17 protein-coding genes are annotated in these 20,282 nt (G+C 73.6%); 12 read left to right on the plus strand and 5 right to left on the minus strand.

Annotated elements, in window-relative coordinates; all coding sequences use genetic code 11:
• Positions 1 to 27 precede the first annotated feature (27 nt).
• From FHU36_RS28995 to FHU36_RS29025, 7 genes are all read left to right on the plus strand, one after another.
• Positions 28 to 1,056, plus strand: coding sequence for a dipeptidase (locus FHU36_RS28995; protein ID WP_185086938.1), 1,029 nt, complete (start codon positions 28 to 30; stop codon positions 1,054 to 1,056).
• A gap of 22 nt (positions 1,057 to 1,078) precedes the next feature.
• Positions 1,079 to 2,317: a TetR/AcrR family transcriptional regulator gene (locus FHU36_RS29000; RefSeq protein ID WP_185086939.1), complete on the plus strand. Its 1,239-nt coding sequence runs from the start codon at positions 1,079 to 1,081 to the stop codon at positions 2,315 to 2,317.
• Positions 2,305 to 3,126: a GNAT family N-acetyltransferase gene (locus tag FHU36_RS29005; RefSeq protein ID WP_185086940.1), complete on the plus strand. Its 822-nt coding sequence runs from the start codon at positions 2,305 to 2,307 to the stop codon at positions 3,124 to 3,126. Before FHU36_RS29000 ends, FHU36_RS29005 begins: the two co-directional genes overlap by 13 nt.
• Before the next feature lie 67 nt (positions 3,127 to 3,193).
• Positions 3,194 to 4,624, plus strand: a complete 1,431-nt coding sequence (locus FHU36_RS29010) for an Nramp family divalent metal transporter (RefSeq protein ID WP_185086941.1) — start codon at positions 3,194 to 3,196, stop codon at positions 4,622 to 4,624.
• 34 nt (positions 4,625 to 4,658) lie between these two features.
• Positions 4,659 to 6,512, plus strand: a complete 1,854-nt coding sequence (locus tag FHU36_RS44970; RefSeq protein WP_246502597.1) for a zinc-binding dehydrogenase — start codon at positions 4,659 to 4,661, stop codon at positions 6,510 to 6,512.
• Between the two features lie 16 nt (positions 6,513 to 6,528).
• Positions 6,529 to 7,572 (plus strand): helix-turn-helix transcriptional regulator, encoded by a 1,044-nt coding sequence (locus FHU36_RS29020; protein WP_185086942.1) that lies wholly within the window; start codon positions 6,529 to 6,531, stop codon positions 7,570 to 7,572.
• A 34-nt stretch (positions 7,573 to 7,606) separates the two neighbouring features.
• Positions 7,607 to 8,719 carry a C45 family autoproteolytic acyltransferase/hydrolase gene (locus tag FHU36_RS29025; RefSeq protein ID WP_221496615.1) on the plus strand — a complete coding sequence of 371 codons (1,113 nt, stop codon included), beginning with the start codon at positions 7,607 to 7,609 and terminating at the stop codon, positions 8,717 to 8,719.
• Here the strand turns inward: FHU36_RS29025 and FHU36_RS29030 are convergent.
• The 3 genes from FHU36_RS29030 to FHU36_RS29040 all read right to left on the minus strand — a co-directional run bounded on the left by FHU36_RS29030 (position 8,705) and on the right by FHU36_RS29040 (position 12,583).
• Positions 8,705 to 10,207: an AMP-binding protein gene (locus tag FHU36_RS29030; protein ID WP_185086943.1), complete on the minus strand. Its 1,503-nt coding sequence runs from the start codon at positions 10,205 to 10,207 to the stop codon at positions 8,705 to 8,707. The genes FHU36_RS29025 and FHU36_RS29030 overlap by 15 nt on opposite strands.
• Positions 10,207 to 11,298, minus strand: a complete 1,092-nt coding sequence (locus tag FHU36_RS29035) for an acyl-CoA dehydrogenase family protein (RefSeq protein WP_185086944.1) — start codon at positions 11,296 to 11,298, stop codon at positions 10,207 to 10,209. The genes FHU36_RS29030 and FHU36_RS29035 overlap by 1 nt, the downstream gene beginning before the upstream one ends.
• Before the next feature lie 106 nt (positions 11,299 to 11,404).
• Positions 11,405 to 12,583, minus strand: a complete 1,179-nt coding sequence (locus tag FHU36_RS29040) for an acyl-CoA dehydrogenase family protein (protein WP_185086945.1) — start codon at positions 12,581 to 12,583, stop codon at positions 11,405 to 11,407.
• A 160-nt stretch (positions 12,584 to 12,743) separates the two neighbouring features.
• Here FHU36_RS29040 and FHU36_RS29045 point away from each other — a divergent pair, with 160 nt between their 5' ends.
• The 4 genes from FHU36_RS29045 to FHU36_RS46565 all read left to right on the plus strand — a co-directional run bounded on the left by FHU36_RS29045 (position 12,744) and on the right by FHU36_RS46565 (position 16,813).
• On the plus strand, positions 12,744 to 14,084 hold the full coding sequence (locus FHU36_RS29045) for a sensor histidine kinase (RefSeq protein ID WP_312891901.1): 1,341 nt from the start codon (positions 12,744 to 12,746) through the stop codon (positions 14,082 to 14,084).
• A gap of 81 nt (positions 14,085 to 14,165) precedes the next feature.
• Positions 14,166 to 14,765 (plus strand): TetR/AcrR family transcriptional regulator, encoded by a 600-nt coding sequence (locus FHU36_RS29050; protein WP_185086946.1) that lies wholly within the window; start codon positions 14,166 to 14,168, stop codon positions 14,763 to 14,765.
• Positions 14,766 to 15,005: 240 nt separating this feature from the next.
• Positions 15,006 to 15,791 carry a copper resistance CopC family protein gene (locus FHU36_RS29055; RefSeq protein ID WP_185086947.1) on the plus strand — a complete coding sequence of 262 codons (786 nt, stop codon included), beginning with the start codon at positions 15,006 to 15,008 and terminating at the stop codon, positions 15,789 to 15,791.
• Positions 15,788 to 16,813 (plus strand): CopD family protein, encoded by a 1,026-nt coding sequence (locus FHU36_RS46565; RefSeq protein ID WP_185086948.1) that lies wholly within the window; start codon positions 15,788 to 15,790, stop codon positions 16,811 to 16,813. The genes FHU36_RS29055 and FHU36_RS46565 overlap by 4 nt, the downstream gene beginning before the upstream one ends.
• On the opposite strand, the gene FHU36_RS29065 is transcribed toward FHU36_RS46565, so the two are convergent.
• Together FHU36_RS29065 and FHU36_RS29070 are read right to left on the minus strand one after the other, a co-directional pair.
• The gene (locus FHU36_RS29065; RefSeq protein WP_312891902.1) at positions 16,771 to 17,940 is read right to left on the minus strand and encodes a hypothetical protein; all 1,170 of its coding nucleotides are present in this window, start codon (positions 17,938 to 17,940) and stop codon (positions 16,771 to 16,773) included. The genes FHU36_RS46565 and FHU36_RS29065 overlap by 43 nt on opposite strands.
• Positions 17,941 to 18,033: 93 nt before the next feature.
• Positions 18,034 to 19,380, minus strand: a complete 1,347-nt coding sequence (locus FHU36_RS29070; protein WP_312891903.1) for a cytochrome P450 — start codon at positions 19,378 to 19,380, stop codon at positions 18,034 to 18,036.
• A 16-nt stretch (positions 19,381 to 19,396) separates the two neighbouring features.
• On the opposite strand from FHU36_RS29070, the gene FHU36_RS46570 reads away from it, so the two are divergent.
• Complete coding sequence (locus tag FHU36_RS46570) at positions 19,397 to 19,804, plus strand: PaaI family thioesterase (RefSeq protein ID WP_185086950.1); 408 nt, start codon at positions 19,397 to 19,399, stop codon at positions 19,802 to 19,804.
• The last annotated feature ends 478 nt before the right edge of the window (positions 19,805 to 20,282 follow it).

Raw genomic sequence — 20,282 nt, forward strand, 5'->3', positions numbered from 1 at the left:
GTGCGGCCGGGCGGTAAGGTCCATGCCATGACGACACCCCTGCACCAGCGGACCGTGGTGGCCGACACCCACAACGACCTGCTGATGGCGGTCTCGGCCAGGCCGGCCGGCCAGTGGGCCTCGTTCTTCCGGGAGCGCTGGCTGCCGCAGCTCATCGAGGGCGGGGTCGGGCTGCAGGTGCTGCCGGTGTTCATCGACGACCAGTACCGTCCCGAGGGAGCGCTCCGGCAGACCCTGCGCATGATCGAGTGCGCGCACGTGATCGCCGAGGGCAACGCCGACCGGGTGCGGATCTGCCTGACCGGCGCCGACATCGACCGGGCACTGGACGACGGCCTGATCGCGCTGGTCATCGCGATGGAGAGCATGCCCGGCATCGACGCGGACGTGGAGCTCGTCTCGACCGTGCACCGGCTGGGCGTGCGGATCGCCTCGATCGCGCACTGGGGCCGCACGCCGCTCGCCGACGGCAGCGGCGAGGACTCCACCGGCAGCGGCCTGACCTCCGCCGGAGTCGCCGCCCTGCGTGAGATGGAACGGCTGGGCATCGTCTTCGACATCTCCCACCTGGGCGCCTCCGGCGTGGCGCACGTGCTGGAGCTGGCCGCGAAGCCGGTCATGGCCACCCACTCCTCGGCTCGCGCGCTGCGCGACCACCACCGCAACCTCACCGACGAGCAGTTGCGCGGCGTCGCCGCGACGGGCGGCGTGGTGTGCGTGAACTTCTTCGCCCCGTTCCTGACGGACCGGCCCGAGGAGGCCCGGCTCGACCACCTGCTCGACCACATCGAGCACGTCACGGACGTCGCCGGCATCGACCACGTGGGGCTCGGGCCCGACTTCATCCGCGAGGTCATGGACGACCTGACGCCGCCGTGCTGCGAGGGTCTCAACGCCCGCGGCGTCGATCCGAAGACGTCCGTCCCCGGCCTGGAGGGCCCGGCGGGGCTGCCCATGGTGACCGAGGGCCTGCTGCGGCGCGGCCTCCCGGAGAAGGACGTCGCCAAGATCGTCGGCGGGAACGTCCACCGGTTCCTCGGCGAACGGCTGGCCTGACCTCCGGCGCTATCGTGGTGCGGTGGCGAGGATCACGCGGGCCGAGTCCCAGGAACGCAACCGGGCGAGGATCCTGGCGGCCGCGCGCGAGGAGTTCGCCGGGCGGGGGTTCGGCGACGTCAGGATCGACGACATCGCCGAGCGGGCGGAGCTGACGCGGGGGGCCGTCTACTCCAACTTCCCGGGCAAGCGCGCCCTCTTCTTCGCCGCTCTCGCCGACCGTCCCGCCGCCGCCGCTGACCTGGTGACGGCCGGAGTGCCGGACGGGGTGGCGGACGGAGTGCCGGACTGGGTGGCGGACGGCACGGTGCGCGGGGCGTTGGAGGCCGTGGCCCGGACGTGGGTCGCCGAGGCCCTCGCGGGCGGCGGAGGCGACTTCCGGCAGGCGGGCGGCTTCCGGCAGGCGGGCGGCGCCCGTGCCGTGTTCGGCCGGCTGGAGCGTGACCTGCTGCCGCTGGTGCAGGCCGAGGAGGCCAGCCGCCAGGCGTACGCGCAGCTCCTGACGTTGCACGCGACGCTGTTCGGGCTGGCGCTGGAGCGGCTCGGCGGCGCGCGGGGGCGGCGGCTGGTGCGGGTGGCCGGCGCGGCGCTGACCGTGCTGCAGGGCGCGTCCGAGCTGGCGGCGGTCTCGCCGGAGCTGGTCCGGCCTGCCGACGTGGTGGGCGCCTGCGAGCGGCTGGCCGACCTCGACCTCGGGCCCGCCCCGCTGGCCCCGATGGCGCGGGTGCGGCCCCGTCCCGTGGACGTCCCGTGGGCGCCGCCGCCGGTCGCCGACGCGCTGCGCGGCACGCCCGCCGGGCTCGCCGGTGACGGCCTGGTCGTCTTCCTCGGGCTGCGGCGGCTGTCCGCCCTGGAGGACGTCCTGCGCGCCGTCCCGCCGGGCGGGCCCGTCGCGGCCGTCGTGGTGACCGGCGACCCCGACGAGCTGGGCCCGCTGGCCCGGCTGGCGCTGGCCCGGCTCGGCGAGCACCTGCGGCGGGCGGTGCCCCCGGCCGCGTGGCCGCCGGTGCGGGTGGTGTGCGACGACCGGGGCGCCGTCGCCGCGGCGGCCGGCCTGCCGGCGCCGGACGACGACACGGAGACGGCGGTACGGGTGAGCGGCGGGCGCCTGACCGCCCGGGCCGACGGCCGGTGCGCGGGCCACGTGCTCGCCACCCACGAGAGCGGCACCACAGGCGACGCGTCAGGTGCCGCCGGGGACGGCACGGCGGGCGGCGCGGAAGGCGGCGCGGAGGAAGGAGAGCCGGGATGTCGGAGGTGAGGAAGGCCGCGCTGGAGGCGGCCGACCGGGCCGGGGTGACGGTCCGCGAACTGCGCCGGATCGGCGAGTTCCAGGCGGTGTACCAGCTCTTCGACGACATCTGGCACTTCAGCCCGGGCGACCCGCCGGTGCCCGTCGAGCTGATGATCACCTTCGCGCACGCGGGCGGCTACGTGGCCGGCGCCTTCCGGGGCGACGAGCTGGCCGGGGCGTCGGTCGGTTTCCGGGCCGCCGAGGGGACCCTGCACTCCCACGTGACGGGCGCGCGGGCCGGGCGCGGCGTCGGCTACGCGCTCAAGCTGCACCAGCGCGCGTGGTGCCTGGAGCGCGGCCTCGGCCGGATCAGCTGGACGTTCGACCCGCTGGTGCGCCGCAACGCCCGGTTCAACCTGGCCAAGCTCGGCGCCCGGCCCACCGCCTACCTGGAGAACTTCTACGGCGTGATGGACGACGCCATCAACAAGGGCGACGAGTCCGACCGGCTGCTGACCGTGTGGGAGCTGGCCGGGCAGCCCGCCGGGCCGCCCGGCCCGCCGTACGCCGTGGGGGTGGAGGCGCGGGACGAGCGCCCGGTGGTCGGGCGCGCGGTGGCCGGGCGCGCGGTGGTCGGCGGCACGGTGGCCGGCCGCGCGGACGGGCCCGCGGTGTTGGTCGCGACGCCGCGCGACATCGAGACGCTGCGGCAGGAGGATCCGGGTGCGGGCCGGGCGTGGCGGCTGGCCGTGCGCGAGGTGCTGGGCGGCCTGATGGCGCGCGGCGGGCGGGTGGCGGGCTTCACCGGCGAAGGTGCGTACATCGTGGTCGACTGACTATTCCACTCCTGTTGGCGATCTCTGTAAGGTGACGTTCACGCACGTCGAACATAGGAGATCCGCGATGTCGGAATTCACTCCCACCGTTCCTGCGAAGATCCTGCCCCCCGTCATCGTCCGCGACCTGCCCGAGCCGCCGCGCCACGCCTGGCGCATCATCGGCCCCGGCCTGGTGGGCGCGGGAGTGGGGCTGGCGTCGGGTGAGTTCATCCTCTGGCCGTACATCGCCTCCCAGGTCGGGCTGATCTTCATCTGGGGCGCGCTGATCGGCATCGTCACCCAGTGGTTCATCAACATGGAGATCGAGCGCTACACGCTGGCCACCGGCGAGACGGCGCTGACCGGGTTCAGCCGGATGTGGCGGCACTGGGGCCTGGTCTTCGTGCTCATGGCGCTGGCGTCCAACCTGTGGCCCGGCTGGGTCACCACGTCGGCCACCATGGTCGGCTACCTCACCGGCGCGGCCGAGGGCAGCGTGCGCTGGATCGCGATCGGCATGCTGCTGGTCATCGCGCTGGCACTGACGCTGGCGCCGGTCATCTACGTGGCACTGGAGCGGGTGATCTTCGTGAAGATCGCCCTGGTGGCCATCCTCATCGTGGTGGCGGTCGTGTTCGCCATCACGGCCGAGAGCTGGGTGCAGCTCGGCCGCGGCCTGACCGTGGGGGCGCGGTTCCCGGTGCCGCCGCTGGAGTTCGCGGTGCTCATGGGCGCCATCGCCTACGCCGGAGCAGGCGGCGGGCAGAACCTGTGCCAGAGCAACTGGATCCGCGACAAGGGCTTCGGCATGGGCCTGTACGTGCCGCGCCTGGTCAGCCCGGTCACCGGGCACGAGGAGGCGGCCTCCTCGACGGGCTTCCAGTTCGCGCCGACCAAGGCCAACCTCACCCGCTGGCGGGAGTGGTGGCGCTTCGCCAACATCGAGCAGGGGGCGACGTTCGCGCTGGTGTCGTTCGTGACGATCGCGCTCATGTCGATGCTGGCCTACTCGACCGTGTTCGGTGAGCCGGGGCTGGCCAACAGCATCGAGTTCCTCAAGGTCGAGGGCGAGACGCTGCAGAGCACGGTGGGGCCGTGGTTCGGGGTCCTGTTCTGGGTGATCGGGGCGCTGGCGCTGTTCGCCTCCGCCATGGGGATCGTCGACTACAGCTCCCGCCTGGCCTCCGACACGATCAAGACGGTCTACCTGCGCGACAAGCCGATCACGGTGAACCGGGTCTACTTCCTCGTGGTGTGGGCCATGACGCTGGTCGGCATCACGATCCTGCTGCTCGGCTTCGACCAGCCGCTCATCCTGCTCGTGCTGTCGGCGAGCTTCGCGGCGGTGATGATGTTCGTGTACTCGATCCTGCTGATCATCCTCAACCGCAGGGCGCTGCCCGCCGCCATCAGGATCAGGTCGTACCGGCTGGCCGCGCTGGTCTGGTCGGTGCTCTTCTTCGGCACGCTGACCGTGCTGACGGTGATCCAGCAGGCGCAGAAGCTCTTCGGTTGACCTCAACCAGACTTGAGGAAGCAGACTCGGGGCCATGAGAACGATCGTGGTGAGCAGGTTCGGTGGCCCCGAGGTGCTGGAGGTCCGTGACGCGCCCGACCCCGTCGCTGGGCCGGGGCAGGTGGTGATCGGCGTGGCGGTCGTGGACGTCATGTCGCTGGACGCGCAGCTGCGCTCGGGATGGGGCCGGGAGTGGTTCCCGAACGAGCCGCCGTACGTGCCGGGCACCGGCGTGGCGGGCCGCGTCCTGTCGGCCGGGCCGGGCGTGGACCCGTCCTGGGTCGGCCGGCGGGTCGCGGCGCTGCTGCCGGGCGGCGGGTACGCCGAGCAGGCGGTGGCCGCGGTGGAGACGCTGGTGGCGGTGCCGGACGGGCTGCGGCTGCGGGAGGCCGCGGCGCTGGTCCAGGTGGGGCCCGCGGCGCTGAGTCTGATCGACGCCGCCGAGCTGAAGCCGGGCGCGCGCGTGCTGGTGACGGGGGCGGGCGGCGCGCTCGGCCTGCCGCTGGTACGGCTCGCCGCGGCGGCGGGCGCGCACGTGACGGCCGCCGCCCGGGGCGCGGCCAAGCAGGCGGCGGCCCGGCGGCTCGGCGCGTCACGGGCGGCCGGCTACGACGAGGTCGAGGGCGGGTTCGACGTCGTGCTGGACGGCGTCGGCGGCGAGGTGGGCGCGGCGGCGTTCGAGCGTGTCGTACAGGGCGGGGCGTTCTTCGCCTACGGCGTGCCGAGCGGCTCTCCCGCTCCCGTCGACCCGGCGCTGGCCGAGCGACGCGGGGTTCGGCTGGTCGGCATGGAGCAGGTGCAGTTCACGCCCGCGGAGTTCCGGCGGCTCGCCGGGCGGGCCCTGGCCGAGGCGGCGGCGGGCAGGCTGTCCACGGTCGTCGGCATGGCCGTGCCGCTGCGGGAGGCGGCGCGGGCGCACGCCGCGCTCGCCGACCGCGAACTGGTCGGCAAGGCGGTGCTGCTGGTCGCCGCGGAGGCGGTGCGCCATCGCCGCCACGGCGACGCGGACGTGCTTGCGCTGGAGGAGGTGCCGCTGCCGGAGCCGGGCCCCGGCCAGGTGCGGGTCGCGGTCCGGGCGGCCGGGGTGAACCCCGTCGACTGGAAGATCCGCGCCGGCCTGTTCGGGCCGCCGCCGGCCGGGCCGGCCGGCACCGGCATCGAGCTGGCGGGCACGATCGACGCCGTCGGGCCGGACGTGACGCGCTGGCAGGTGGGGCAGCCGGTGTTCGGCCGGGTCCCGTCGGGGGCGCTGGCCACGCACGCGCTGGCCGACGCCGGCGAGCTGGTGGCCAGGCCGGACTGGCTGCCGGACGAGGAGGCGGCCGCGCTGCCCGTGGCCGCCGAGACGGCCTACCGGGCGCTGGGCCTGCTCGGCGCGGGGCCGGGCCGGACGCTGCTGATCCACGGCGTGGCGGGCGGCGTCGGGCTGGTCGCCGCACAGCTCGCCCGCGCCCGCGGCGCCCGGGTCGTCGGCACGGCGAGCGAACGGCGCCACGCGTTCCTGCGCGGCCTCGGCGTGCTCCCGGTGACCTACGGCGACGGGCTGGAGGAGCGGCTGCCCGGCCCGGTCGACCTGGTGCTGGACGCCTCGGGCCGGGACGTGGTTGAGCTGTCGGTCCGGCTCACCGGCGACCCGGCGCGGGTGGTGACGATCGCCGATCCGGCGGGCGCCGCCCGGCACGGGGCGGTCTTCTCCGCCGGGTCGCCGGGGGTTCCCCTGGAGGAGGTGTTCGGCGAGGTGCTGCCGCTGGTCCGCGCGGGTGCCGTCCGGCTACCCGTCGCCGAGGTGTTCCCGCTGGAGCGGGCCGCGGACGCGCACCGGCGCAGCGAGGCCGGCCACCACCTCGGCAAGCTCGTCGTGAACGCGGAAGCGGTCCTTCCGCGATAGCGGGCAGACTGGCGGCATGCTGGAAACCTCGGCCCGTCTGCTCAAGCTCCTGTCACTGCTGCAGGCGCACAGGGAATGGTCGGGCCCGGAGCTGTCCAACCGGCTCGGGGTCACGACCCGCACCATACGCAACGACGTCGAACGGCTGCGCAGCCTCGGCTACCCGGTGCACGCCACACCGGGCGTGGCGGGCGGCTACCGGCTGGGGGCGGGCGCCGCGCTGCCGCCGCTGCTGCTCGACGACGAGGAGGCCGTGGCGGTGGCGGTCGGGCTCGGCCGGGCGGCGGGCGGCGGCGTCGAGGGCATCGAGGAGACCTCGGTGCGTGCCCTGGCCAAGCTGGAGCAGGTCCTGCCGTCGCGGCTGCGGCGCCGGGTGAGCGCGCTCAACGCCTACACCGTGCAGATCCCGGGCCAGGCGCCGTCCGTCGCGCCCGACGTGCTGACGACCATCGCCAACGCCGCCCGCGACCACGAACGGCTCCGCTTCGACTACACCGGCCACGACGGCACCGCGACGGTCCGCGAGGTGGAGCCGTACCGGCTGGTGCACCGGCGCGGACGCTGGTATCTCGTCGGCTACGACGTCGGGCGGCACGACTGGCGGACGTTCCGGGTGGACCGGCTCACGCCACGCGTCCCGTCCGGGCCGCGTTTCACCCCCCGCGAGCTGCCCGGCGGCGGCGACATGGCCGCGTGGGTGGAGCGGGGCGTCAACACGGCCATGTGGCGGCACCGCGGGACGGTGCTGCTGCACGCCCCCGCCGAGCAGGTGAGCCACCTGCCGGCGGAGCTGAAGGTCGAGCCGGTGGACGAGCGCACCTGCCTGCTGCGGCTCGGCGGGGAGGACCTGACGGGCATGGCCGTCTGGGTGGGCTTCCTGGACGTGGACTTCGAGGTGCTCGACCCGCCCGAGCTGGCGCGGGCCGTGCTGCGGCTGTCGGAGCGCTACCGCCGCGCGGCCGGAACCCGGGGCGACGCGGGTGACGATCCCGGTGACGGCGGGAGGGCCGGGGCGGGCGACGGCGCGGGGGGCGCGGGGGGCGCCGTCAGCGGCCGGTAAGGCCGCGGTCAGCGCCGGGCGCCACTGTGACGGCATGCAGCTGACGCAGATCGCGGGCACCCGCGACGACTTCCAGATCGTGCACCACCTCACGCTCACCGGCACCCAGGTCGAGATCGGCCGGGCCCTCACCGAGGAGGCCCGGCGGCTCGGCTGGGCGCCCGTCCCCGTGAACCCGGCCGTCAACCGGGCCCGGCGGACGTGGTTCGAACACAACTGGCCCCAGCACCACGCCCGCCTGGACGGCGCCGCCGCGGCGCTCGGCCTCGATCCCGACCAGGACGACATGGCCCTCGACGGGCTGACCTTCGTCCCGCGCGGCTCGGGCTGCTCGGCCCTGTGGTGCCCGCCGTCCGCGTCGGCCGACGGCCACGGCCGGGCGGCGCGCAACTACGACTTCTTCACGCTCTCCACGAGCCAGATCCTCGGCCAGGAGCCCCAGGCGGGTGAGCTGCCGATGGCCTCCCGCCCGTACGTCATCACCACGCGACCGGACGACGGCCTGGCCGCCACCGTCGTCACCATGTCCGACCTCGACGGCTGCATGGACGGCATGAACGAGGCGGGGCTCGCCGTCATGCTGCTCATCGCCGACTTCGAACAGGCCACCCCGTCCGAGGACGCCGCCCCCCAGGTGGGTGTCAGCGCCGTCCAGCTCCCCCGGTACGTCCTGGACACCTGCGAGAACGTCGAGCAGGCCAAGCAGGCGCTGCTGCAGGCCAAGCAGTACGACCACGGGGTCCCCCTGCACTACCTGGTCGCGGACGCGCACGGCGGGGCGTTCGTGTGGGAGCGGGGCAGGGACGGCGGCGAGCACGTCATCGAGTGCGGCGACGCGCCGCTGTGCGTCACCAACCACCTGCTGCACCTGCACCCGGACCCGATGAGCCTGCCCGCCGACAACGAGCGGACGTTCGGCACGTTCGACCGGATCCGGACGCTGCACGAGCGCAGCAAGGGCGTGACCATGTCGGAGCGTGACCTGCGCGACGGGCTGCGCGCGGTCCGGCAGGGCGAGATCCCGGAGTCGCCGTTCCGGACGCTCTGGAGCACGGTGTTCGACACGACCGCCCGCACGCTGGCGACGTCGTTCTACCTCGGCGACGGCCGCTACACCGAGGACCTGGTGTTCTCAGCGGCCCGCTAGGCCCGCCAGGTACGCCTCGCGGACGCGGGAGCGCGACAGCTTGCCCGTCGGGGTGCGCGGCAGGCTGTCGCGGTAGACGACCGTCCTCGGGTGCTTGAACCTGGCCAGGCGCGGCGCGCAGTGGGCGAGCAGCTCCGCGGTCAGCTCCGGGCCGGGCTCGGCGCCGCCGGCGGGCTGCACGATCGCGACGACCGTGTGCCCCCACTCCTCGTCCGGCGCCCCGATGACGGCCACGTCGGCCACCGCCGGATGGTCGAGCAGTACCGCCTCGATCTCCGCGGGGTAGATGTTCACCCCGCCGGAGACGATGAGGTCGGTGCGCCGGTCGCACAGGAACAGGAAGCCGTCCTCGTCGAGGTAGCCGATGTCGCCGGGGGCGTACCACTCGCCGCGCATGCTGGCCGCCGTCTTGGCGGGGTCCTTGTGGTACTCGAAGCGGCCGAGGCCGGACTTGACGTAGATCAGGCCCGGCTCGCCCGGAGGCACCTCCCGGCCGTCCTCGTCCAGGATCCTCGCCTCGAACGTGGGCGCGGGCCGCCCGACGGTGCCGGGCCTGGCCAGCCAGTCGTGCGGCTTGACCGCGAAGGCGATGGTGGACTCGGTGGAGCCGTAGTACTCGTACAGCACCGGCCCCCACCAGTCCATGATCTGCCGCTTGACCTCCACCGGGCACGCGGCGGCCGTGTGGATCACCTGCCGCAGGCTGGACACGTCGTACCGCTCGCGCACCTGCCGCGGCAGCCGGAGCATGCGGTGCAGCATGGTCGGCACCATCATCGCGTTCGTCACCCGGTGGCGCTCGACCAGGTCCAGGACGTGCTCCGGGTCGAACCGGCGCGTGATCACCACCGTGTGCCCGAGGTGCAGCGCGAACTGCGTGTGGGCGCACGGCGCCGAGTGGTACATCGGCGAGGTCACCAGGTGGACGTCGTCGCCCGGCGTCAGGTCGACCACCTCCCCGAGGAACCAGGTGTAGAGCGGGACGATCGCCTCCGGCTCGGTGCCGGGCAGCGCGCGCCGCACTCCCTTGGGGAAGCCGGTGGTGCCGGAGGTGTACCACATGACGGCCCCGGCGGTGCGCCCGGCGGGCGCCGTCGTGGGCTGCCCCTCGGCCAGGCCCCGGACGCCCGGCTCGGCGCCGGGGACCTTGCCCGCGTACTCGGGGGCGGCGACGACCAGCTTGGCGTCGCAGTCGGCCAGGATGTAGGCGATCTCCGGCTCGGTCAGGTGCCAGTTGACCGGCACGTAGTACAGGCCGATCTGCCCGGTGGCCATCAGCAGGACGACGGCCTCGACGCCGTTGGGCAGCACCCCGGCGACCACGTCGCCGGTGCCGAGCCCGCGCGCCCGCAGTCCGTGGGAGACCTGGTGAACCAGGGCGAGCAGCTCGCCGTAGGTGTGGCGGGTGCCGTCGTCGTCGATCAGCGCCGGGCGGTCCGGGTCGGCGGCGGCGATGGCGTAGAAGCCGCTCGGCGGGTCGGCGCCCATCACAGCTCCAGCAGGCCGGCGAGGCGGGCGCGGTGGACGCGGGGCGGGCCGAGCAGCACCTCGTCGGCCTTGGCCCGCTTGTAGAACAGGTGGGCGTCGTGCTCCCAGGTGAAGCCGACACCGCCGTGCAGGAGCAGGTGGTCGCGGGCCACCTCGAAGCAGGCGCGTCCCACGTACGCCTGGGCGAGCGCGGCGGCGGCCGGCAGCTCGCCGGGTGCGGCGTCGGCGGCCCAGGCGGCGTAGCGGACGATGGACTCGGCCTGTTCGAGCTTGCCGTGCATGTCGGCCAGCTTGTGCTTGACGCCCTGGTAGGAGCCGATGGGCCGGCCGAACGCCACGCGGATCTTGGCGTAGGCGACGATGGCCTCCAGCGACCCGCGCAGCACCCCGAGCTGCTCGGCCGCCAGCGCGACCGCCATCCGGTCGCCGACGCCGTCGCTTACTCCGTCGCCGGCCGGGAGCGTGCCGAGCACCCGGCCGGGCGCCCCGTCGAGCTCCACGTGCGCCTGGCCGCGCGTGACGTCGAGTGTCTCCAGCGGGGTGCGCGTGACTCCCCCGGCCGTCAGGTCGCCGGCTGTCAGATCCACGGCCACGAGCACCGCGCCGTCGCCGGTGAGCGCGGGCACCACGAGCACGTCCGCCTCCATGCCGCTCAGCACCTGCGTCAGCTCGCCGTGCACGGCCACGCCACCGCCGGGCGCCGGTGCGGCCGTCACGTCGGCGAGGTGACCGGCGCCGCCGGGCGACCGGGCGAGGGTCGCCGTGAGGCGGCCCTCGGCGATGCCGGCCAGCAGGTCCTTGTCGGGCACCCGGGTGAGCGCGATCGTGGCGAACACGGTGGCCAGGAACGGGCCGGGCAGCAGCGCCGCGCCCGTCTCCTCCAGCGCGACGGCCAGCTCGGCGAAGCCCGCGCCCGCCCCGCCGTACTCCTCGGGCACGATGAGGCCGGACAGGCCCAGCTCGCCGTTGAGGCGGGCGTAGACGGCCGGGTCGTAGCCGTCGCGCGCCTTGGGCGGCGGCGAGGCCGCCGCCAGGAAGGACCGGACGGCCTGGCGGAGCTGCCGCTGTTCCTCGCCGAGCACGAGCTTCACCGCCAGCCCTCCGTCCTGCCCGGCACGACCCTGCCGTGTGCGAGCCTGCCCGGCACGACCCTGCCGTGTGCGAGCCTGCCGTCTGCGAGGCTGCCCTGTGCGAGCGTCATTCCTGCGTCCCCACCTTCAGGTCCTTGAACGGCACGGTCTTGTCCACGCGCGGCCCGGGCGGCAGCCCCAGCACGCGCTCCCCGATGATGTTGCGCATGATCTCGTTGGTGCCGCCGCCCAGCGACATGGCCGGCGCGAGGCTGATGGCGTGGGAGAGCGGGTCGCCGCCGACCACGCTGGCCGGCCCGGCCAGCCGGGTCGCGAGGTCGGCCCGGAACATGGTCAGCTCGGCCAGCAGCAGCTTGGCGACGCTGCCGCGGGCGCCGGGGAAGGCCCCGGCCTCGGCCTCCTGGGCGAGGCGCTGGTTGAACAGCGCCAGGGCGCGCGAGCGGATGTACAGCTCGACGAGCTCGTCACGGACCAGCGGGTCGGTCGTGTCGGCCGTCCGGCGCAGCGCCTCCAGCCCGGACGGGTCGTCCTCGCCGCCGCTCATGCCGACGCCGGCGGAGATCGACAGCCGCTCGTGCAACAGGGTCGTGACGGCGACGCTCCATCCGTCGTTCACCTCGCCCACCCGGTGCTCGTCGGGGATCGGGACGTCGTCGAAGAACACCTCGTTGAAGTGGGCGCGGCCGGTCATGTCACGCAACGGCCTGACCGTCACGCCCGGATGGCGCATGTCCACCACGAACATGGTCAGGCCCTTGTGCTTGGGCGCCTCGACGTCGGTGCGGGCCAGCAGCAGCCCCCAGTCGGCCTGCTGGGCGACCGACGTCCACACCTTCTGGCCGTTGACCAGCCAGCCCTGCCCGTCGCGTACGGCCCTGGTCTGCAGCGCGGCCACGTCGCTGCCGGCGCCCGGCTCGGAGAAGAGCTGGCACCAGATCTCCTCGCCGCGCAGCAGCGGCCGGACGAAGCGCTCGCGCTGCTCGTCGGTGCCCCGGTCGACCAGGGTGGGCCCGGTCATGCCGAGCCCGATGGAGAAGACGTAGGTCGGCAGGGCGAAGTGCCGCGCCTCGGCGGCGAAGGCACGCTCCTCCTCCTGGGTGAGTCCCTGCCCGCCCCAGCGCCTGGGCCAGGTGATGCCCGAGTATCCGGCGTCATAAAGCTTGGCCATGAACTCTTTGGCCCGGGCGACGCCGCCGTCGGCACCGTCGTCGCCCGGTGGCTCCGGGGAGGGCGTGTTCGCCTGCAGCCAGGCGCGGGCGGCGCGCCGGTACGCGTCGAGGTTCACATCGCCTCCTGGGGCATCAGTGTTCACTTACAATAGCCAGCCCTGCGCGAGACGCCTAGCGCTGAATGTCCTGCACGTTTTATCCGGATTTGTCGTCGAATCTCCGTTAATTAGAGCTTGGGCGACCTAGTGTGATCACCTGATTACCGGGGGGAAAGGCGTGATCGCACGGTTCGGCACATCCATCCGCACGCGGCTGACTCTGCTCGCCGCGACAGCCGCGGCGCTGCTCAGCCTCGTGATCAACGGGTTCGTGCTGTACGCCCTGCACAGCAGCGCCGGTGACTACCGGAAGACCCAGGTGATCAACACCGGGCTGGAGGTCGTCCACCTGGTCAAGCGCGGCGAGCTGCCCACCGTGATCACCAGCGACCTGGACGGGGTACAGGTCGTGGACGACTCCGGACAGGTGATGGCCTCCACCCCCAACCTCGCCGGGCTGCCGCGCATGAGCACGATGCTGCCCGGCGAGTTCAGCGCCCACCGCTCCTCCGTGGTCTGCGACCTGCCGTACTTCCCCGGACGGTGCGAGTTCCTGTCGGTCTTCCGGGTGTACGAGCAGGACGGCGACTGGCTGGTGTACGCCGCGGACGACCTGGTGCCCTGGTACGTCCATCCGGGCGTGCTCGTCGCCCTGGCCGGGGTGTCGGCGCTGCTCGTGGCCCTGGCCTGGTTCGGCACGTCACGAGTGGTGGCCAGGACGCTCAACCCCGTGGGAGAGATCCGCGACAAGCTCGCCGAGATCACCACCAGCGACCTCGGCATGCGGCTGCCGGTGTCGGAGAAGGCCGACGAGATCCGGTCGCTCGCCGAGACCGCCAACCAGACGCTCGACCGGCTGGAGGCGGCGGTGGAGCAGCAGCGCAGGTTCGCCTCCGACGCCTCGCACGACCTGCGCAGCCCCATCACCGCGATGCGCGCCCAGGTCGAGGAGGCCATGCTGCATCCCGGCGACGCCGACTGGACGGAGATCGGCAAGGCCCTGCTGGCCAGCCTGGACCGGCTGCAGGCCATCGTGACCGACCTGCTGACCCTGACCAAGCTCGACGCCGGCGCCCCGATGACCCGCGAGCCCCTCGACCTGGCCGAACTGGTGTCCGCCGAGACGGCGCGGTCGCGCTCCAAGAAGGTCATCGCCACCCTGCAGCCGGGCGTGCGCGTCACCGGTGACCGGCTGCAGCTCGCCCGGCTGCTGACGAACCTCCTCGACAACGCCGAGCGGCACGCCGAGTCCACGGTCATCGTCACGGTCCGGCGCATCGACAGCCACGCCATCCTGGAGGTCCTCGACGACGGCGGCGGCATCGCGCCCGAGCAGCGCGAGCTCGTCTTCCAGCGCTTCACCCGCCTCGACGCCTCGCGCAACCGCGACGCCGGGGGCACCGGGCTGGGCCTGTCCATCGCCCGGGACATCGCCCAGGCCCACCACGGCACCCTCACGCTGGAGGACAGCGACAGCGGCGCCCGGTTCATGCTGCGGCTACCGGCGAGGGACAACTGACCGAACTCGGTGGTAACGCTCCCATAGCCCCGCCCGTTTTGTCCTTACTCCTCCTCTGGCCACTAGTTAGAGTGGCCCGCTGTGACATCAGGTTTCAGTCGATTACGGCGTGAGGACTTGCTCAAGGCGGCATGTGAGGTGATCGCGGAGCGGGGGTTCGGGCACACCAGGACCCTGGACATCGCCCGTGCCGCCGGAGTGAGCCAGGCGCTGCTGTTCTACCACTTCGAGACCAAGGAACAGCTCTTCGCCCAGGCGTTCGCCTACGCGGCCCAGATCCACCGCACCGCGCTGGAGTCGATCGAGCGGCTCGAACGGCCGCCGCTCGACCGCCTGCGCACGCTGCTGCGGCGCTGCTCGCCGGGCGCGGCGCCGGACGGCTGGCGGCTGTGGATCGACGCCTGGGCGGAGTCGATCCGCAGCCACGACCTGGAGCAGATCTCCCGCCGCCTCGACCAGCAGGGCCGGCTGCTGATGCGGTCGATCATCGACGACGGGGTGCGCACCGGCGACTTCGCCTGCGCCGACCCCGAGGCGTCGAGCTGGCGGATCTTCGCGTTGATCGACGGGCTGGCGATCCAGATCCACGTGCACCCGCAGGCGCTGTCGCGACGCCGAGCCGACCAGCTCGTCCGCACGGCCGCCGCCGCGGAGGTGGGGGTGAGACCGGCCGACCTGTGACCGGCTGACCTGTGACCGGCCGGCATCCGGCGCGCGTGCGCGGGCCGGCGGGATCGCCACCGTTCCGGGGCCGCGGCCCGGGTCGAGCACCGTACGCCCGTCACCGGGCTCCCGGGTGAGGTGGGCGACGGCCGCCGCCTCGCCGTGATCGGGCGCGGGAGGGGGCCGCACCGCCGAACGGGTCCTGCGCGGATGCGACCATAGACGGGTTTGCGATGTGTTGACGGAAGGTAGTGATCGGTGAGGCGGCTACTCACGGTCCTGGTGCTGGCGTGCGCCGCGGCGGGGCTCCCGGCCCCGGCTCTGGCGCACAACGTGCTGGTCGGCAGCGACCCGAAGGACGGGGCGACGCTGTCGTCCGCGCCCACCCGCATCACGCTGGTGTTCGACCAGCCGGTACGCCAGGGTTACGCCCAGGTCGGCGTCACCGGTCCCGACGGGGCGGCGTGGGCTGACGGTGAGGCGGTCGTGGCGGCCGAGAAGGTGTCGGTCAAGGTGCGGCCGCTGCCGGCGAACGGCGCGTACACGGTGGGCTACCGCATCCTGTCGGCCGACGGCCACCCGGTCACCGGCAAGATCACCTTCACCCTGCGGGCCGCCGTCGCGCCCCCGTCCGGCGCGGCCGATCCCCAGGCCACGGACCGTCCCCAGGACACCGCCGCGACGGCCGCCCCCTCGGGACGCCCCGCACCCGACCCCCAGACCGCCGCTCCCCTGCCGGCCGACGACGCACAGCGGGCCGAGGTCTACGAGGCGGCGGCCAACGGCGGAGCGGGCATGGCCGTGGTCTGGATCGTCGGAGCGCTCCTGCTGCTGGCCGCGGGCACCGCCGTGGCCCTGCGCCGCGCACGCCCCTCCCCCGGCCCCCACGACGTCCCCACCCCGGACACCGCGTCGCAGCCCGCCGCCCCTTCCACAGCTGCGCCGGACACCACCGGGCCGCACCCCACCGAGCCGCAAGCCGACGCTCGGCCGGAGGGCGCCGCCAGGACCGCCACCCCGCCTGGTGAGGGGGCGGGCGCGTGACCGTCACCGTCCCCGTGCGGCAACGCTCCGGGGGCCGGCTCCCCGCGGGCGTGTTCGCGGTGTGCGCGGTCGTCGCCGCCGTGGTCGCCAGCACGCTGACCGCCCAGGAGGCCGTTCCCGGCATCCCCATGCCCGGCCCCGTCGTGGACCTCGGGCTGCCCGTCGTCCGGGTGGCGCTCGACATCGCCGCCGTGGCGGTCGTCGGCCTGAGCCTGCTGCCCAAGCTGCTCGGCTTCGACGCTCCCGAGCGCACCGAGCCCGTCATGCGCCGGGTGCGTCCCCTGACCGTCACCGCCGCGTGGGCGTGGGCCGTCAGCGCGCTGCTGACGATCGTGTTCCAGACGGCGGAGCTCAACCCCGGCGGGGTGCCGACGCTCGGCATGATCGCCGGCTACGTCGACACCGTCGGCACCGGGCAGGGCCTGCTGTTCAGCGCCGCCTGCGCGCTCGCCGCGGCGGGCATCGGCCTGATGGCGGTGCGGTTCGGCGAGAAAGTGCCCGCCGAGCTGCGGATCATCGTCGCCCTCTTCGGGCTGCTGCCCATCCCGGTGACCGGGCACGCCGTCAACTCGGTCTGGCACGACCCCATCATGATCTCGATGGAGATCCACGTGATGGGCGCGGCGGCCTGGACCGGCGGGCTGGCCGCGATCATGGTGTTCGTCGCGCCGCGCGGCGACCTCCTCTCCGTCGTGCTGCCCCGTTTCTCCAGGATCGCCACCGTCTGCCTGCTGCTCGTCGGCCTGTCGGGGCTGATCACGGGTCTGGGCACGATGGCCCTCACCCCCGGCGTGGAGCTGCCGGGCGCGATCGTGACCAGTGAGTACGGCCTGCTGGTGGTGGCCAAGCTGGCCCTGGTGGCGCTCCTGGTGCCGCTGGCCGCGCACATCAGGTTTCGGCTGCTGCCCGCCGTCCGCCGGGGCGCCACCACGGCCGTCGTGGCCTGGGCGAGCGCCGAACTGGCCGTGATGGGCCTGTCCTACGGCGTGGCGGTCGCGATCACCCGCGCCTCGATCGGCTGACGGCGCGACCACCACTCGCAGGCCAGCCACACCGCCAGCAGCCCGGCCCCCGCCCAGACGGCCGACGCCGTCGCCAGGGGCGGGGTGCCCGCCAGGTCCTCGTGGCCCGTGAGCAGGCCGTACACCGGGCCCATGAGCGCGCTCTGGGCGACCAGGGCGCCATAGGCGGCGGCGGTCACCCCGGCGGACCCCAGCACGGCCCGCGCCACCGGCATCCGCACCGCGAACGCCAGGTCCACGCAGAGCCCGGCCACCACGAGGAAGAACGGCACGGCCGACGGCGGGAACCCGGTGAACGTGAGCAGCGGCCAGGCCAGCGTGCGGAAGCCCACGTAGCCGGCGGCCACCAGCGTCGCCGCGCCGAACCTGCCGATCATCATCCGCGCCACCACCAGCACCGACACGGTGGCGACGACCGCGTAGACCGGGTAGAGCACGTCGGGCACCGGCAGCGCGAACCCGGTCATCATCACCCGGTCGATGGGGCGGCCCATCTGCTCGGCGGCGAACCGCAGCAGGATCGGCTCGGCGTAGGTGGCGTTGTTGTCCCAGGCGCCGATCGACAGGATGCCGTACTCCTGGTGCTGCTCCGGGAAGTGGACGTTCTCCAGGAACAACGCGAAGAACGCACCCAGCACCACCGTGCGCTCCCTGCCCGGCGGAGCACTCATGAACCAGCCGCGGATCACGCCGGCGATCATGAAGAACGTTCCAACGTAGAGCATGATGTGCGACGGGCTCCACGAGGTGATGTCGAGGCCGTTGACCCGGTGGTTGATCAGGTCGAGCGGCACCGCCACCAGGAAGATGCCGGTGCCCCACTGGATCAGCCTGAGGGCCGCCCGGTCGACGCCGAAGCCGGTGTAGCCGTGGATGACGGTCAGCGCGAGCGCCAGGGCCGTGCCCGCCGAGTTGAGCAGGTGGGGCGGCGCGAGGTCGTCGCGCAGCCACTTGAAGTGCCACGAGACGTCCCACGCCGAGCCGAGCAGCTTGAGCGTGAGCGCGACCAGCCAGCCGTAGTAAAGGACCCGGAACAGGTCGTGCGGCGTCTCACGCCCCGCCGGCCCTCTGGTCCAGTGGGGCTGGGCCCAGGTGGCGGCGTCTTTGACGAATGCTGGTGCCTTCACGGCGAGCATCTTACGGTCATCCGCCGCGCCGTCCACGGGAGAAGAGTGCGCTTTTGGAGGAATCGGACACTTGTCCGGATCTGGAGCTCCCGCTCAGGGGCGCCGCCGGAGACGTACGGGGAGGTGTTTCAGCCCGTTCTGGAAGTTGGAGGTCAGCCGGACGGGCTCGCCCGCGAGCGTGACGTCCCAGGTCAGCAGCTCGGCGAACACCGCGCGCAGCTGCACGCGGGCCAGGTGGGCGCCCAGGCAGAAATGCGGGCCGAATCCGAAGCTGACGTGGTCGTTGGGAGTGCGGGCGATGTCGAACCGGTCGGGATCGGGGAAGACGGACGGGTCCCGGTTGGCGGAGGCGTGGTAGACGACGACCTTCTCCCCCGCCCGGATGAGCCGCCCGCCCAGGGTCAGCTCGCGCGTCGCCGTGCGCCTGAAGTCCATCACCGGCGGCCAGAACCGCAGCATCTCCTCCACGGCCGGGCCGAGCAGCGACGGGTCGCGGCGCAGCCTGGCGAGCTCGCCGGGGTGCTCCAGCAGCGTGAGCAGGCCGCCGGGGATGCCGTTGCGCAGGGTCTCATTGCCCGCGACGGCGAACAGGAAGAACATGTTCTCGAACTCCGCCTCGGTGAGGCCGCCCCGCAGCATGGCCGACATGACCGACTCGCGATCCGGCGGCGCCTGGGCGAGCGCGTGAGCGTAGGCGAACATGTCGCGCAGCGCCGCCCGCGACCGGGGGTTCGCTCCGGGGCTCGGCCGGGGCCGGGAGGCGACGGCCAGGCGGCCCATCGGGGTGAGCTTCGCGACGTCGGCCGTGGACAGGCCGGCGTACTCGTCGTCCTGGTAGCCGATCACCCGCGACGCCCAGTCGTACAGCAGCCGCCGGTCCCGGCCGGGGACGCCCATGACATGCGCGAGCGTCCACACCGGCAGATCGGCGGCGACCTCCACGAAGTCGCACTCGCCCGCGGCGAACAGCGACGCGGCCCGATCCGCGATCGTCCGTTCCAGGGCCCGGACGGCGCGCGGCGTGAAGGCGGCGGCCACGATCCGGCGCAGCCTGGAGTGGCCGGGCGGGTCGGTGTTGAGCATCATCGCCTGGACGAACGCCAGGTCGGCCGGGATGTCCGGGTCGCGGATCTGGGTGGCGCCGAGGTGGGAGGAGAAGTCGCCGGGGGTGCGCAGGACGTGCTTGACGTCGGCGTGCCGGAAGACCGCCCAGTAACCCGGCCCCTCCTTCCACGGCCCGACGGCCGGCTCCGGCACGCGGCAGACGGGCGCCTCCCGTCTGAGCCGCGCGAACAGCTCGTACGGGACGCCCCGGGCGTACGTGGCGGGCAGGAAGACGTCCGCCACCTCTGGTGGCGGGGACAGGTCGTCCACAGCGGGCTCCTCGGGCCGGAAGTCGTCCACAGGAAGTCGCGCCCCCTCCTCGCTCGTGGCCTCCACCGTGCATCATGAGCGCGTGACTCCAGAAGAAGGCGACGCCATCCTCCATGACTACTTCGCGCCGTGGATCCAGCAGCTCGGGCTGCGGGTCGAGGAGACCGGCGAGCGGCACGCGGTGGTGCGGCTGCCCTGGTCCGACGCCCTGGCCAGAGAGGGCGGCGGGCTGTGCGGCCAGGCCATGATGGCCGCCGCCGACACCGCCACCGTGATCGCGGTCTCCTCGGCCAGGGGTGGTTTCGTGCCGATGACCACCGTGCAGCAGTCCACGACGTTCCAGAGACCGGTGATCGGCAAGGACGTGCTGATCGAGGTGCGGATCACGAAGCTCGGCCGGACGCTGGCCTTCTCCGAGATCACGCTCACCCCGGACGGCGCGACCGAGCCCGCGGCGCAGGCGTCCACGGTCTACGCCATCCTCGCCTGACCCCGGCGACGGAGATGCGCGCCTCTCCCCACCACCCACGATCCCTGGCCGGGCCGCGTCTCTCCCCCACCGCCCACCATCGCCCGGCCACCCCCGCCTCTCCCCCGCCGCCCACGGTCCCGGCCACCCCTGGTTCCCTCCCCTCACCAGCGACGACCTCAACGCGCCCTGTAACCACCCAAGCGCTTCCTGTGACGATCGTCCGCAGGCCCCGTGACGATCCCCCGCACGTCTCGTGACGACGACCGCCCGCACGTCCCGTGAACCGCCCGCGTCCCGTGACGACCGCCTGCACGTCCCGTGAAGCGCCCGCGTCCCGTGACGACCGCCTGCACGTCCCGTGAAGCGCCCGCGTCCCGTGACGACCGCCTGCACGTCCCGTGAAGCGCCCGCGTCCCGTGACGACCGCCTGCACGTCCGCCGGGCTGCCCCGTCGTCCGTCTCAGCGATCTCTCAGGTGCGGAAAGTAGGCTCACCG

The sequence above is a fragment of the Nonomuraea muscovyensis genome (genome assembly GCF_014207745.1).
Lineage (GTDB): Bacteria > Actinomycetota > Actinomycetes > Streptosporangiales > Streptosporangiaceae > Nonomuraea > Nonomuraea muscovyensis.

Bases quoted from the DNA above. Each gene is read 5' to 3' on its own strand.
- FHU36_RS28995 (WP_185086938.1), top strand. From the start codon at position 28: ATGACGACACCCCTGCACCAGCGGACCGTGGTGGCCGACACCCACAAC.
- FHU36_RS29005 (WP_185086940.1), top strand. From the start codon at position 2,305: ATGTCGGAGGTGAGGAAGGCCGCGCTGGAGGCGGCCGACCGGGCCGGG.
- FHU36_RS29010 (WP_185086941.1), top strand. From the start codon at position 3,194: ATGTCGGAATTCACTCCCACCGTTCCTGCGAAGATCCTGCCCCCCGTC.
- FHU36_RS29025 (WP_221496615.1), top strand. From the start codon at position 7,607: ATGCAGCTGACGCAGATCGCGGGCACCCGCGACGACTTCCAGATCGTG.
- FHU36_RS44970 (WP_246502597.1), top strand. From the start codon at position 4,659: ATGAGAACGATCGTGGTGAGCAGGTTCGGTGGCCCCGAGGTGCTGGAG.
- FHU36_RS29020 (WP_185086942.1), top strand. From the start codon at position 6,529: ATGCTGGAAACCTCGGCCCGTCTGCTCAAGCTCCTGTCACTGCTGCAG.
- FHU36_RS29030 (WP_185086943.1), bottom strand. From the start codon at position 10,207: ATGGGCGCCGACCCGCCGAGCGGCTTCTACGCCATCGCCGCCGCCGAC.